The following is a 15,165-nucleotide window of genomic DNA, read 5'->3' as shown; positions in this document are numbered from 1 at the left end:
GCGCGATCACTTGCCAAGCGTGAATTTCCAGGCGCAGAACCAATCGTCGGGATGCGGATCGGGTGGACAGCCGATGCACTCGGTCGTGATCCTTTTGTCGACGGCCCTGGCAAAATAACTGTATTCGACGAGACCGGCCGACTTGCAGGGATAATCCTGCAATCCCTTTCGTTTTCTGGCGCTCTGGACTCGACAATCGTTCATCTGGAAGACAAAGCTGTCAGGGGTTTCATCGTTAAACGACTGCTCGTTGACGAAACCATACACCCTGAAGGCCAGGGCCTTTTTCAATCCTTCCAAGCCCGGGCTTTCCGGCAGATCAAGCAGCTTTTTGATCGACGAGGCCTCAAACGGAGAAAACTGGGCCCAGCAGGAATCATTGCAGCGTTTAGCCTCGTTGAGCCCTTCAGCCGACTCGATGGTCTGGAACCAGATACCGTCTCCTGCCAACCAGTTTTTGGCCGCCCGGTCCCGAAGCGCGATCAAGTCCTTGTCCTCCATGGCGAGAAGTGGTCCCGGAATTCCATCATCCATAGAAAACCCGAGCAGCTTCGACAGATGATGCATCTGCACGTCATAACTCTTCTTCGTCGCCGCATGGAGAAATTCCAGGGCCCTGTCCATCCCCATCTGATGTTTGACCTCTGCAAACCACAAGGCATGATGGACTATCGTCCGATGGAAAAGGTCGACAACCAGGCGCGCTGTTTCTTTTTTATCAAGTTCATCCGGACTGTTGGCATTCTTGAGCATGTGTTTCTCCCGAGCTCTACCGGCTCAACCGGCCAGTATCACAATTTCGTCCTCCATTTTTGTCAGCGGTTCAAGGCCGCTGGCTGTGACAAGATGGGTATTCTCAATCCCCACCACCCCTTTACCGGGGAGAATGACCTTGGGTTCGAGGGCGATGATCATGCCCTCGGTCAAAGGCAGCTGCTGCCCTTTGGCCAGGAAGGGAAACTCATCCAACTCCAGACCGACTCCATGGCCGGTAAATCGTATCCTTCTCTCCCCTGCCCCCATGAACCATTCACCATAACCTTTCTCTTCAGCCGACGCCACCATCTGCTCGTAGATCTCGCCGGAGATCGCTCCCGGCACGGCGAACCGTTTGACCTCTTCCTGGATCTCCAGCATCGCCGCATGCGCCCGCATCAGTTCGTCCGGCAGGGCGCCGATGGCAAATATCCGTGAATGATCGGAGAGGTATCCGTTCAAGGCGAAGACGTAGTCGACCAGGACCGGTTCGTTCTTTTGAATCTTCCTGAAACCGGGACCCTGGCCGATCATAGGATTGACACCGGCGCCTCCGGTCGGTGAGGCGAGGTAGCTCGGTACCGCCGCCGCTGGCCCGGCCATCAGATGGCCATAGAACAACTCACTCCCCCACAACCGCATCCGGACTATCCCCTGATGGCCGAGACTGCGGGCATAGGCCTCGAGTTCCCCGGCAAGTTCGATCTCCGTCCTGCCCTCCCGCAGCAGTTCGGGAACCTTGCCCGCCACGGCATCGGAACAGGCCGCGGCGTTGCGGAGAAGTTGGATCTCGTAAGGGGATTTGACCGCCCGGATCAACCGTATCGCCGTCGACACATCGACGATCGTGCTGTCTGTGAAGATGCTGTCAAACTGGCGATACAGGTTGACCGGCAGGACATCGAGTTCCATTCCCAGCCGCGCCGGCAGTTGATGCCCCCGCTCTCTGATAATGTCGGGGATTTTCTTCGGACTACCCAGCGAGACGATGTCCTCCAGGGTCGATTCCGCCTGCGCCCGTTCGAATTCCTTGAAGATCATCAGGATCGGTGCCCCGGCAGCCGGAACATACAGCCATCCCTGCTGGGCGGTGGCGGCGAAATAGAAGAGATCGGTCTTCTGGACGATGAGGGCGCCATCTACGCCGTCTTGCCGCAGCGATTCCTGGAATGCGGTGACCCGGTCCTGCAGTTCGACCGCCGGTGTTATCTGCTCATAGCTGTCCATGATGTCCCTTCATCGCCATGATTCTCAGTGACAACGGAAATTCAATAGGAATAGAAGCCTTTGCCGGTTTTCCTTCCCATCCAGCCGGCCTCGACATACTTTCTCAGCAGTGGACATGGACGGTATTTCGAATCCTTGAACCCGTCATAGAGTGTCTCCATGATGGCCAGGCAGGTATCGAGTCCGATCAGGTCGGCCAGGGCCAGAGGACCTAGCGGATGGTTCATCCCCAGACGCATGACGGTGTCGATATCCTCGGCCCTGCCAACCCCCTGGTACAGGCAGAACACCGCCTCGTTGATCATCGGCATCAGGATCCGGTTGGCGATGAAACCGGGATAATCGTTGGCCTCGGCCGGGGTCTTGCCGAACTTGAGACTGAGCTCCCAGGTCACGTCGAAGGTTTCCTGCGACGTCGCCAGCCCCCGGATGACCTCCACCAGCTTCATGACCGGCACCGGGTTCATGAAGTGCATGCCGATAACCTTTTCCGGCCGTCTCGTCTGGGCGGCGATCCTGCCGATCGGGATCGACGAGGTATTCGAGCCCAGAATAACATGGGCAGGGCAGATCGCATCGAGATCCCGGAAGATTTTGAACTTCAAATCCTCACGTTCGACCGCCGCTTCGACGACATAATCGACCGTCTGCATGTCCTGGAGATCGGTCGTGGTCCTGATCCGGGCCATGATGGCGTCGCGGCCGGCATCATCGAGCTTCCCCTTCTCGACACTGCGAGCGAGATTGCGGGCGATATTGGCCAGCCCTTTGGCGGTGAACTCCTCCTTGATATCGCTCATGACAACCTGCAGTCCGCTTGCCGCCGCCACCTGGGCGATGCCGTTGCCCATCTGGCCGGCACCGATTACCCCGAATGTCTTGATCTCCATCGCATATCCCCTGTCGGTTATAAAATTACCAGCAATACCACTCTGTGCGGGTCGATTTCAACGTTTGACTACGAGGGCCACCGCCTCGCCGCCGCCGAGACAGAGCGACACCAGACCCGTCCGGGCATCCTGACGCCGCATCTGGTATAGCAGGGTCGTCAGGAGCCGGGCGCCGCTGGCCCCGATCGGATGACCGAGGGCGACGCTGCCGCCGTTGACGTCAACCCTGGCATCATCGAGGCCCAGTACCCGGTTGATGGCGACGGAGGAGCCGCTGAAGGCCTCGTTGATTTCGAAAATGTCCACGTCATTGATCGTTATCCCCTCTTTTTTCAGTACTTTAGGAATCGCAAGGATCGGGGCCATCAACACGTACTGCAGCTCGATGCCGGCCGAGGCCTGGGCACCGATCTCGGCCATGATCGGGCATCCGAGTTCTTCCGCCTTTTCCCGGCTCATGACAACTACTGCCGCCGCGCCGTCACTGATGATCGAGGCATTACCGGCAGTCCCCATGCCATCCTTTCTGAACACCGGCCGCATCTTCTCCAGGGTCTGATAAGGAGTATCGACCGGGCATTCGTCACGGGCAAAAATTTTTACACTTCCCTTCTTGCCGGGAACCGGAACCGGGGCGATTTCCTCGTCGAACAGCCCGCTTGTCGATGCCGCCAGCGCCCGACGGTATGACTCGGCGGCGAAGCGGTCCTGGTCTTCCCGGCTGACCTGCCATTTATCGCTGATCAGTTCATTCGACATACCCATGTGGAAATCGTTGACGATATCCCACAGGCCGTCATGCACCATGTGATCCTCGATTTTCCCCGGTCCCATACGGAGACCCCATCTGGCCTTGTCAATATAATATGGGGCCATGCTCATGTTTTCCATGCCGCCGGCGACGACAACCTCGGCATCGCCGCACTGGATTGCCTGGGCGGCCAGCATCACTGCCTTGAGCGAGGAACCGCAGACCTTGTTGACGGTGATGGCCTCGACCTCCTGCGGCAAATCGGCCTTGATCGCGGCCTGTTTTGCCGGGTTCTGGCCATAGCCGCAGGGAAGGACCATGCCCATGATGCATTCGTTGACGACTTTTCCGTCAATCCCGGCCCGATTCAACGCTTCTCGGATAACATGGGCCCCGAGATCGGTGGCGCCGAAGGTGCTCAGGGCGCCGCCGAAACTGGCCAGGGGACTGCGCACCGCACTGACGATGACCGCTGTTCTCATACCACTCCTCTTCTCTGTTATATCCAGCCAGCGCTGCCGACTGATTTTCATCTACACCAACAGGCCCCGGGGGGATGGATCTCATCGATCGACATCCATCCCCCCGAGTTTTGTCGCTACTGCTCTATTTCAATGTTCATGGCTGTAGAACGGCCATTTATGGAAGAACCACTCATTCCACAACAACGGGATGATCCACCAGAAATTCCAGATCAACGATTCGCCGTGGATCAACCTGTCGGCGATATCGTGCTCCATGTGGTGATTGCCGAGTCCCCAGTGACCGAAGTTGATGTAATAGTAGAAAATGTAGAGAACTATAGCGGCGATGCCGACGCCGACGGTGCGGAACCAGAAGGCGGCCCAGGAATCCTTGTCATCCATCGGCACCATGTCGTCGAAATAGTGATGCCAGATCAGGAAGGGAGTCAGGGTCATGCCGGCGATCTCGGCGGCATGGTACCACAGGAACCGCATCAGGCTGTCCTTATTGTTGTGCTCGAGGGCAGCGGTCATATCGGGGATCCAGGCCGGAATGAGTTTGACCAGGGTCAGGGCGATGGCATAACCGAGAACAAAAATGATGAAGAACGATACCAGACCTTTCCAAGGCTGCGGCAGGTTGATTGCCGACCAGGGTTTCATCCGCCAGACGTTGGCGGTCATGAACAGGAGAACGATCATCCATTCCCACCAGCCGAATACCCAGTGGACATGGGGTGTTCCGCCAAGGTTGGCCCACCAGGGGAAATTCAGGCCGATGGAGGTGCCGAACATTTTGCCGTAGAGCAGGCCCCAGAAAGGAACGATCAGTACGGTATAGAAGATCATGGTCCACAGCGAGGCCCAGGCGAATTCGGCCAGCCCGGCTGCCGGCTGCTTTAGATCACTGGGACGGACCGGCCATTTGCCGAAAATAATCGTGATGAACGGGTAGCTGAAAAAGCCGATCAGAACAAAACAGACCACCGCGCGTTCAGCGTAACGGGCGGAGCCGGCGACCAGTTTTTCGAGGACGATTTCCTTGCCGCAGGTGACGGCGGCACCTGCCGCATCCGTAAACTGGGCGATATAGGAACCGCCGGCGGCCAGCGCTTCCAGGTTGCTCTGGCTCAGGAAATTAAAACCAAGCCCGAGTATCCTGTAGAAGACGACGTGGATGACGAACCAGACAAGCGCAAGATTGACGATCGTTTCGATTATCCCTCTAGCCGGCTGGGGAATGTTCTCGAACGGCCAGTCGCCCAGGAACATGTGCTGCCATAGACCGACAAGGATCATCATGGCAAGATACATGACGAAGGGATAGGGAAAACTATGGATCGGGCCTCGTGGATCGCTTAACAGATACCAGAGGACCCAGGCAATGCCGGTAAACACACAAAACGAAATAATACCGGTCAGGGGTTGTCCCCATTTCGCTTTCAATTCTCCTGCGGCCATACACTCCTCCTTTCGTAAAACGTGAGTAGATGTTTCACTTCTGGTCCAGGGATATCCGGATACTCTCCTCCATATTTCCCCGTGATGATCATACTTTTGTAACTCAGTTTTCTGGGGGTCATGCCGTTGTGTCCGAGCGCTCAGTCAATTTTTAATTACTTTTTAATTCCTCCTGTTTAAGAGATATTGAATGAGTAAAACTGTCTTTAATGATTGCCGAACAAGCGCTCAATCATTTCTGCGATGTTTAACCGTTGACCGGATTTTGTCAATCATTTTTCTTTTCCTGGTCTTTTTTCCTACCAAACGGCAAACAACCTCAATAAACCGCAACAAAACCATACCTTCCGGGGTTGCCGTTCTTTTTCTACAAACAGCAGTATCGATAAAGAGATGGTGATGATACCGAAAATTTCTTCACGCAGAAGTGAAAAATACTTTGACAAACAGAAAAAAAGAGACTTAAGCTGTGACTGTCCGAGCGAGCGCTCGCTAGAAGATGTCGACAAAAAACCGACCGAGCGCTCAGTAGCAAAAGTCAACGGCAGGGAAGACGTAAATCGGCGCTGTTAAAACAAAAAGCAAAAATTAAGGAGTCATTTTATGGGTATGGAAAGTCTATACAAAGAAGTAATGGTCCTTAACATGATGGAAGACAACGAGCAGAAAGCCGCTGCCGCCAAGGCTTTCTTCGACAAATTGAACGCCATGGCGATGCCCGAGTATTTCAACTGGGCGGAAGAAATATTCGAAGGGCTCCACATCAAGGAACGTGGTGATAAGACCGCCCTGATCTGGTCCGACATCCACACCAAGGAAAGAAAAAGTTATACCTACAAAGAATTCGCAGGCCGCGGCAACCAATGTCTGAACAGCATGCGGCAGGCCGGAGTCGACAAGGGCAACAACCTCTACATGATGCTCCCGATCATCCCCGAGACCTGGTTTACCAGCTACGCCTGCGTCAAAGGCGGACTTGTCATTGTACCGACAGCGACAACGATGACGATGCGTGAACTCGAGTTCAGGTTCCAGACCTACGCCCCGGATAGTATCGTTGCCGACGAAGTTTTCACCGATCTGATCGATGAGGCGCTCGCCTTGACCGGGGCCAAACCGAAAATCAAGCTGGTGGTTGGCGCCAAGAAAGGCTGGACCAGTTTCAGTGAACTGGAGAAGGAGGCCACCACGGCCGACGCCGCCCAGACAAAATCCTCAGACCTGTTGTTCTGTTTCTTTACCTCCGGAACGACCGGTCTACCGAAACGCGTCGGTCACACGGCGACATCTTACCCCGTTGGTCATCTTTCCACCTCGGTGATTGCCGGTGTCCGTACGGACGATATCCATCACAACCTCGGCGCCCCCGGTTGGGCCAAGTGGGCATGGAGCAGTTTTTTCGCCCCCCTCAACATCGGGGCCACCGCCACCGGTTTCAACTTCAAGGTTCTCGACGGCAACAGTTATCTCGAGGCCATCGCCACCAACAAGATTTCGGTATTCTGCGCCCCGCCGACCGCCTGGCGTATGTTTATCGGACTGGATGTGTCGAAGCATGACCTTTCCTCGCTGCGCCAGTCGATCGGCGCCGGTGAACCGCTGAATCCGGAAGTCATCTCCCAGTGGAAAAAACTGACCGGCACCGAGATAAGAGATTTCTACGGCCAGACCGAATCGACCGCGATGATCGGCAACCCGCCATGGATCAAAGGCAAGATGCGCAGCGGTTCGTTCGGCTATCCCTCTTATATGTACGACGTCGTCCTCCTCGATGATGAAGGCAAGGAAATCTCTACCGCCGACGAGCCCGGCCACATCGCCGTCCGCCTCACCAATTGGAGAAGCATCGGCCTGTTCACCGAGTATATCGGCAGCCCGGAAAAGATGGCCGGCGTGTTCAGGGACGGCTATTATTATACCGGCGACCGCGCTTCGTTCGACGGTGATGGATACTGGTGGTTCGTCGGTCGTGCCGACGACGTCATCAAATCCTCCGATTTCCGGGTCGGCCCCTTCGAGGTCGAAAGCGCCCTGATCGAGCATGAATCCGTCCGCGAGGCCGCCGTCATTGGTGTCCCCGATCCCAAACGGCACCAGTTGGTCAAGGCCTGCGTCATTCTCAAGGAAGGGTATGAGCCTTCCCGCGAACTTGCCCTCTCCATTTTCAAACATACGATCGAAATTCTCGCCAAATTCAAGATTCCACGGATCATCGAGTTCACCCCGGAACTGCCGAAGACCATCAGCGGCAAGATCAGAAGGGTCGAACTGCGGGAAATGGAAGTCGCCAAGAAGGAACAACACCAGGAGCAGAATAAAAACGAGTATTTCTATTGGGATTTCCCCGAACTGAGCTCGAAGAAGAAATAATCTTCCACATGCCGGCTGTATCGCAGCCCACCTCAACCGCCAGACCGGACTGAGGATGGGCTGCGATCCTGACGATTCGGTTGTATCACGGCCTCCGGACAGCAGGATGCCATATTCTCGCAGCGTAGTTACGGAGGCCGGTTTCTGCACAACATGTAGTTGAATTACAGCAGCAACGTACTGCTGCTCTCTTTCCTTATCTCAACGCTATTCTCTTTTGGAGCCATCATCATGCAATTTGCCCTGACCGAAGAACAGAACCTGATCCGGGACATGGTCCGTGATTTCGCCGAGAAGGAAATCGCCCCATCGGCACGCATTCGAGACGAGGAAGAACATTTCGACCGCGATCTGATGTTCGGCCGACTCGGAGAACTCGGCCTTACCGGCATCATCTTTCCCGAACAATACGGTGGCGGCGGCAGTGATTACATCAGTTACGCCATTGCCGTCGAAGAGCTGTCGCGGGTCTGCGCTTCGACCGGGGTAACTCTCTCGGCCCATATATCCCTTGGCTCGAACCCTATCTACCTGTTCGGCTCCGAAGATCAAAAACAGCAGTTCCTGCGCCCCATGGCCGAGGGGGAAAAACTCGGGGCCTTCGGGCTCACCGAGCCTTCGGCAGGGTCCGATGCCGGAGGCACCAGGACGACCGCCGTCCGTGACGGCGACAGCTGGATCCTCAACGGGACGAAGATCTTCATCACCAACGCCGGCGAGGCCGATACGTATGTCGTCTTCGCCCGAACCGACAAGGAAGCCCAGAAACATCACGGCATCAGCGCCTTCATCGTTGAAAAGGGGGCGCCCGGCTTTTCTTTCGGCAAGAAAGAACAGAAGATGGGTATCCGTTCCTCCCCCACCTTCGAACTGGTCTTTGAAAACTGCCGTATTCCCGCCGAAAATCTTCTCGGTGAGATCGGCAACGGTTTCAAGGTCGCGATGAAGACACTTGACGGCGGGCGCATCGGCATCGCCTCCCAGGCCCTCGGCATCGCCCAGGGAGCCCTTGACGCCTCGGTCGCCTATGCCAAGGAGCGCCAGCAGTTCGATCTGCCGATCGCCAGATTCCAGGGGGTGCAGTTCCAGTTGGCCGACATGGCAACCCAGGTCGAGGCCGCCAGAATACTGATCTACAAAGCGGCATGGCGGGCCAGCGCCGGCCTCTCCTACTCTACCGAATCGGCGATGGCCAAGCTCTTCGCCAGCGAGACGGCGATGAAGGTCACCACCCAGGCCGTGCAGATCCATGGCGGTTACGGCTATACCCGCGAGTTCCCTGTTGAGCGGATGATGCGGGACGCCAAGATAACTGAAATCTACGAGGGGACAAGCGAGATTCAGCGCCTTGTGATCGGTACGGCTCTCTGCCGGTAAGTTCCTGTTGTATTAGCCGGTTACGGCTGTATTACAATCGCAGCCGAACCGCGAATTTCCGGCGGGTCCGGGAAGACGGCCCTGAAGGAGAGGTCTGCTCTTTCATAATTTTCTTTTGTTCATCAAGAATTTTGTTACTTTGTTCACTTCTATTTTTTTGAATACATCGAGGCAAATTACCCCTGTACGGAGCGATTGGTAATGGCAATTGAAAAAGATTATTCGCGTGAAGTCGAGACCCAGATCAAGAACAAGGAACTCGTCAAAGAACGCCGAAGGCAGATTGTCGATGCCGCAGTCCAATTGTTCATTCAGCGTGGTTACCACAAGACCACGACCAGGGCGCTGGCCAAGGCGACTGGCCTTTCGATCGGTTCGTTGTATGAGTATGTCACGACCAAGGACGACGTTCTTTATCTCGTCTGCATTGCCATTCACTCTGAGGTCGAACAGGGTCTGAAAGAGGTCCTGGCCCGATCACTGCATGGACGTGAGGCCTTGGCCAACATCATTCGCGAGCATTTCCTGGTTTGCGACCGGATGAGCGACCACGTGCTGCTGATGTATCAGGTGACCCATTTTCTTCCGAAGAAATGGCAGAAGAAAGTCACCGAAGCGGAGATGCGGATCACCGGCCTGTTCGTCGAAGCCCTCACCGAACTCAAAAGCAGTGGCAAACTCCCGCACCTTGACGATGCGACGATCAACCTGATGAGTCACAATATCTCCGTCCTCGGCCACACCTGGGCATTCCGGCGATGGTATTTCGCAAAACATTTCACGATAGATCAGTATATCGAACAACAGACTGAATTCATAATGTGTTATCTCGACAAAAAGAAAAGCTGACGCGGGCCGGAATGGAACGGACAATGTCGGCCCCCGTGGGGTCGTCATCAAGCGTCACGCTATGCCTTCTAACTTGCACAAGCCCAGCAACAGGTTCCGTGAACCCAGTCGTTTCCACGAATTTCTCTTGCATCAAGGAGAGCATATGAGCACCGAAGTCACAACCTCCAGACCAAAAAACAGTATCCGGGTCATCACCGCCACCTCGCTCTTTGACGGCCACGACGTCTCCACCAATATCATCCGCAGGATCCTGCAAGACAGCGGCGTTGAGGTGATCCATCTCGCCCACAACCGTTCGGTGCAGGAACTCGTCGATACCGCGATCGAAGAGGATGCCCAGGGAATTGCCATGTCCAGCTACCAGGGTGGGCATATGGAGTCGTTCAAATATATGATCGATCTCCTGCGCGAAAAGAAAGCATCCCATATCAAGGTGTTCGGAGGGGGAGGCGGGGTCATCGTCGCCGACGAGATCAAGGAGCTCGAGGCCTATGGTGTGACCAAGATCTATTCTCCCGAGGACGGCGCGGCCATGGGCCTGCAGGGGATGGCCGACCACATGATCAGTCTGCTCGACTTTTCGACCCTGCCCTACCATAACTTTGATGTCAACAACCTCCACACTGCCAACGAGATGGTCATCGCCGGCTTCATCACCGCCGTCCAGCAGATCAAGGCCGGCCAGGTTATCGGTATCGACGGCCTGATCGAATCGATCAGGCCCCTGGCCGACAAACACAATCCCCCGGTCATCGGCATCACCGGCACCGGCGGGGCCGGCAAATCGTCGCTGACCGACGAGATCATCCTCCGCTTTCTCCACGACATGCAGGACCTCACCATCGCCGTCATCTGCTGCGACCCGTCGCGGCGCAAGACCGGCGGCGCCCTCCTCGGCGACCGGATCCGCATGAATTCGATCTCCACCTCGTCCCGGGTCTATATGCGCAGCCTGGCCACCCGGGAATCATCGACCGAAATCTCCGAGGCCCTGCCGGAGGCGATCATGGTCGCCAAGGCCGCCGATTTCGACCTGATCATCGTCGAGACCGCCGGCATCGGCCAGGGGGATTCGAAGATCACCGAGCTCGCCGACCTCTCGATCTACGTAATGACCAGCGAGTTCGGCGCCCCTTCGCAGCTCGAGAAGATCGACATGCTCGACTACGCCGACATCATCGTCGTCAACAAATTCGAGAAAAAGGGCAGCGACGATGCAATCCGCGATATCCGTAAACAGGTGCAGCGCAACCGCAAGGCCTTCGGCATCAAGCCTGAAGAATTCCCGGTGTACGGCACCATAGCCTCGAAATTCAACGATGATGGGGTCACCGCTCTCTATCATGGCATCGTCGAGCAGCTGAACAGCAAAAAAGGCTGCGACCTGAAACCGCATATCGCCAAACCGCCCCTGAAAACTTCGTCGTCGAAGGCCATTGTCATCCCGCCGGACCGGTCCCGCTACCTGTCCGAGATCACCGAGGCGATCAGGAAATACCATCGCCAGACCGCAGAGCAGGCGAACAAGGTCCGCAGACGCTGGCATCTGCTTGAAAGCGCAGATATTTTAGATCAAGAAGAGAGAGAGAACGGGAGTGAGCTGACAACCATTCTGAAACAGAAGGCCGATTCGATTGCCGAAGAGCTTGACAAAGAAACCACCAGCCTCGTGCAATCATGGCCAAAGGTGCAGGAGGCCTACTCCGGCGACGACTACATCTATACCGTGCGTGGGAACGAACTGCGGGTGCCGCTCTTCACCGAGTCGCTCTCGCACATCCGTATTCCCAAGATCTCTCTGCCGAAATTCAAGGATCCGGGGGATATCTTCACCTGGATGCGCAACGAAAATCTCCCCGGATATTTTCCCTTCACCGGCGGGGTCTTCCCGCTGAAAAGGACCAACGAGGACCCGACCCGGATGTTCGCCGGAGAGGGGGGACCGCTGCAGACCAACCAGCGCTTCAAACTGCTCTCCGCAAACTATCCGGCCAAACGATTGTCGACCGCCTTCGATTCTGTGACCCTGTACGGTTGGGACCCCGATATCCGCCCCGATATCTACGGCAAAATCGGGACATCCGGAGTCAGCATCTGCAGCCTCGACGACGTCAAGCAGCTCTATGACGGCTTCGATCTCTGTTCCCCCACCACCTCGGTATCGATGACGATCAACGGCCCGGCCCCGATCATCCTGGCAATGTTCATGAACACCGCCATCGACCAGCAGGTCGATCGCTTTGTCCACGAAAGAGGCCGCCGCCCCGACGACGACGAACTGCAGCAGATCCGCGCCACCGTGCTCTCCAATGTCCGTGGGACGGTGCAGGCCGATATCCTCAAGGAAGACCAGGGGCAGAACACCTGCATCTTCTCGATCGATTTCGCGTTGCGGATGATGGGCGATATTCAGGAGTTCTTCATCAGGAACAATGTCCGCAATTTCTATTCGGTCTCGGTCTCCGGCTACCATATTGCCGAGGCCGGCGCCAATCCGATCACCCAACTGGCCCTGACCCTCTCCAACGGGTTCACCTACGTCGAGTACTATCTCGCCCGGGGCATGGACATCAACCAGATCGCCCCCAACCTGTCGTTCTTCTTCTCGAACGGCATGGAACCGGAGTATACCGTCATCGGCCGGGTGGCACGACGGATCTGGGCCGTCGCCATGCGGGAAAAATACGGCGCCGATGAAGGCGGCCAACGGCTCAAGTACCATATCCAGACCTCCGGTCGATCGCTGCACAGCCAGGAGATCCAGTTCAACGACATCCGCACGACCCTCCAGGCCCTCTGCGCGATCTACGACAACTGCAACAGTCTCCATACCAACGCCTACGATGAGGCCATCACCACCCCTAGTGCGGAATCGGTGCGCCGGGCCCTGGCGATCCAGCTGATCATCAACCGGGAATGGGGCCTGGCCAAAAACGAAAACATGAACCAGGGAAGTTTCATCGTCGAGGAACTGACCGACCTGGTCGAGGAGGCCGTCCTCGCCGAATTCGACCGGATCACCGAACGCGGCGGCGTGCTGGGGGCGATGGAGACAGGCTACCAGCGCAGCAAGATCCAGGAGGAATCGCTGTATTACGAGGCCCTGAAACACTCGGGCGAGTATCCGATCATCGGTGTCAACACCTTCCGTAATCCGGACGCCAACTTTGATGAGGAAAACGCCAAACTGGAACTCGCCCGCTCTTCAGACGAGGAAAAGGACGAACAGCTGCGGCGGCTGGCCCAATTCCACGAACGGCATCGGGATCAGGCGCCGGGTGAGTTGCGGCAACTGCAGAGAACGGCCCTTGAGGGCGGCAATATCTTCGCCCAGATGATGCAGACCGTACGGCACTGCAGCCTCGGCCAGATTACCGGCGCCCTCTACGAGGTGGGCGGCCGCTATCGCAGGAATATGTAACAGCGGAAATTACCGGCAGTCCGGCCTTTCCTCGAGCGGGAAAGGCCGGTTTCGGCCGGCTGGGGATCAGACAATTCCTCGTGTCATAAAATCATCGATTTCCCCGTCGGTATATCCCAGTTCGCCCAGGACCTCCCGGGTATGCTCCCCGAAATCGACAGGCGGCGTTCGCAACGAGCCGGGGGTCTCACTCATTTTGACCGGGATGCCGAGCGACTTGCTGAGGGTACCGTCACGCTGCAGCACCGGAACGATCATCTCCCGCTCGAGGAACAACGGATCGCGCAGCACCTCCTCATACCCCTGGATCCGTGAGTGACAGACCTCCACCTCGAGAAACTCTTCCTCCCACTCCTCCAGACTCTTTTCGGCAAAGGTTTTGCGCATGAAGGCGATGAGCTCCTGCCGCCTGTCCTCGTCATACTGGAGGCTGGTATATTCCGGAACCCCCAGATGTTCACAGAGATTGCGCCAGAACCGCTCTTCCACCGCTCCGATGGCGATGTACTTGTGGTCTGAGGTTTCGTAGGTATTGTAGCAGGCGAAGCGATGCGAGAGCTTGGTCTCCGATCGTTCGTAACGCTGCCCGGTCAGCTTGGTGAAAAACGAGGGCAGGGTCAGATAGCCGATCATCCCGTCGGTCATCGAAATATCTATATACTGGCCCTTGCCGTTTTTTTCTCGGGCGAACAGGGCCAGCAGAATGCCGATCACCGCGTTCATGCTGCCGCCGGCGATATCGGCGAACTGGACCCCGGGGATGGAAGGGGGATGTCCTTTTTCGCCGATCAGATCGAGGACCCCGGAAATGCTCAGATAGTTGACATCATGACCGACCCGGTCCCACATCGGCCCGGTCTGGCCGTAGCCGGTGATCGAACAGTAGATAACGCCTGGATTCACGGCCTTGACGGTCTCGTAATCGACCCCGAGAGTCTTGACGACCCCCGGACGGAATCCTTCGAGGATGACATCGGTCTTGCTCGCCAGGGCCAGAAAAATGGCTTTTCCCTCCCGGGTCTTGAGATTGAGCGAGACATGCCGTTTGTTGCGGCTGATCTCTTTGAAGAACATCCCGTCGGACTGGAATTTTTTTCCTTCGACGGCAATGACATCGGCTCCATGATCGGCCAGAATCATCGAACAGTACGGACCAGGCAGCAATCTCGACAGATCGAGCACCCGGATACCGGTCAAGGCCCCTTTTGTTAGCATATCCTTCCCCTTCTGCGACAAAATTTGTTTATCTGTAGAGTGGTTACGTAACCTTTGGTTTATTTTTATTGTATGACGAAACCGGCGGGAGACAAAGCTGATTCGACGAGGTCGATGAAGATGGCCAGAAAACGGTGCCAGGGTTTTACTCTACAAACAGGTCGGTTCTCTGGACCACCCAGCACAGTAAAAATCCCACGACCATGACGACCAGGCCGACAACCCGGAGTTGGCCGGCCGGGGTCTGGCTGAGTTTGGCAAGCCAGCCACGCATTGCCTCGGGAAAGGCGACATAGGGCAGTCCCTCTAGGATAAAGACCATGCCGACAAGGAGAAGAAACAGTTTCATGGCCGCTTTCTACCAGAGCCGGAAAGGGAATT

11 protein-coding genes are annotated in these 15,165 nt (G+C 56.3%); 4 read left to right on the top strand and 7 right to left on the bottom strand.

All coding sequences use genetic code 11. The features are described from left to right. Positions 1 to 6 precede the first annotated feature (6 nt). The 5 genes from HNQ81_RS00575 to HNQ81_RS00555 form a co-directional block, all read right to left on the bottom strand. Positions 7 to 753 (bottom strand): DUF6125 family protein, encoded by a 747-nt coding sequence (locus HNQ81_RS00575; RefSeq protein WP_183347241.1) that lies wholly within the window; start codon positions 751 to 753, stop codon positions 7 to 9. Positions 754 to 777: 24 nt separating this feature from the next. Beyond that, positions 778 to 1,983: a M24 family metallopeptidase gene (locus tag HNQ81_RS00570; RefSeq protein ID WP_183347239.1), complete on the bottom strand. Its 1,206-nt coding sequence runs from the start codon at positions 1,981 to 1,983 to the stop codon at positions 778 to 780. 41 nt (positions 1,984 to 2,024) lie between these two features. Beyond that, positions 2,025 to 2,873 carry a 3-hydroxybutyryl-CoA dehydrogenase gene (locus HNQ81_RS00565; RefSeq protein ID WP_183347237.1) on the bottom strand — a complete coding sequence of 283 codons (849 nt, stop codon included), beginning with the start codon at positions 2,871 to 2,873 and terminating at the stop codon, positions 2,025 to 2,027. Positions 2,874 to 2,930: 57 nt separating this feature from the next. Then, entirely contained in the window at positions 2,931 to 4,106 is a 1,176-nt protein-coding gene (locus tag HNQ81_RS00560) for an acetyl-CoA C-acetyltransferase (protein WP_183347235.1), read from the bottom strand. Between the two features lie 129 nt (positions 4,107 to 4,235). Next, positions 4,236 to 5,549, bottom strand: a complete 1,314-nt coding sequence (locus HNQ81_RS00555) for a hypothetical protein (RefSeq protein ID WP_183347233.1) — start codon at positions 5,547 to 5,549, stop codon at positions 4,236 to 4,238. Between the two features lie 603 nt (positions 5,550 to 6,152). On the opposite strand from HNQ81_RS00555, the gene HNQ81_RS00550 reads away from it, so the two are divergent. The 4 genes from HNQ81_RS00550 (at position 6,153) to icmF (ending at position 13,569) form a co-directional block, all read left to right on the top strand. Beyond that, positions 6,153 to 7,919 carry an acetate--CoA ligase gene (locus HNQ81_RS00550; protein ID WP_183347231.1) on the top strand — a complete coding sequence of 589 codons (1,767 nt, stop codon included), beginning with the start codon at positions 6,153 to 6,155 and terminating at the stop codon, positions 7,917 to 7,919. Positions 7,920 to 8,150: 231 nt separating this feature from the next. Further along, positions 8,151 to 9,296 carry an acyl-CoA dehydrogenase gene (locus HNQ81_RS00545; protein ID WP_183347228.1) on the top strand — a complete coding sequence of 382 codons (1,146 nt, stop codon included), beginning with the start codon at positions 8,151 to 8,153 and terminating at the stop codon, positions 9,294 to 9,296. Positions 9,297 to 9,497: 201 nt separating this feature from the next. Beyond that, positions 9,498 to 10,145: a TetR/AcrR family transcriptional regulator gene (locus HNQ81_RS00540; protein WP_183347226.1), complete on the top strand. Its 648-nt coding sequence runs from the start codon at positions 9,498 to 9,500 to the stop codon at positions 10,143 to 10,145. A gap of 145 nt (positions 10,146 to 10,290) precedes the next feature. Beyond that, the gene (icmF, locus tag HNQ81_RS00535) at positions 10,291 to 13,569 is read left to right on the top strand and encodes a fused isobutyryl-CoA mutase/GTPase IcmF (RefSeq protein WP_183347224.1); all 3,279 of its coding nucleotides are present in this window, start codon (positions 10,291 to 10,293) and stop codon (positions 13,567 to 13,569) included. A 66-nt stretch (positions 13,570 to 13,635) separates the two neighbouring features. Here icmF and HNQ81_RS00530 read toward each other — a convergent pair whose 3' ends face one another. Together HNQ81_RS00530 and HNQ81_RS00525 are read right to left on the bottom strand one after the other, a co-directional pair. Next, positions 13,636 to 14,784, bottom strand: a complete 1,149-nt coding sequence (locus HNQ81_RS00530; protein ID WP_183347214.1) for a CaiB/BaiF CoA transferase family protein — start codon at positions 14,782 to 14,784, stop codon at positions 13,636 to 13,638. Between the two features lie 145 nt (positions 14,785 to 14,929). Then, positions 14,930 to 15,133, bottom strand: a complete 204-nt coding sequence (locus HNQ81_RS00525) for a DUF2065 domain-containing protein (protein ID WP_183347212.1) — start codon at positions 15,131 to 15,133, stop codon at positions 14,930 to 14,932. Between the last annotated feature and the right edge of the window lie 32 nt (positions 15,134 to 15,165).

It is taken from the genome of Desulfoprunum benzoelyticum, from assembly GCF_014201505.1.
In the GTDB taxonomy this organism is placed as follows: Bacteria; Desulfobacterota; Desulfobulbia; order Desulfobulbales; family Desulfocapsaceae; genus Desulfoprunum; species Desulfoprunum benzoelyticum.
This window is presented reverse-complemented; position numbering and strand designations above follow the sequence as displayed.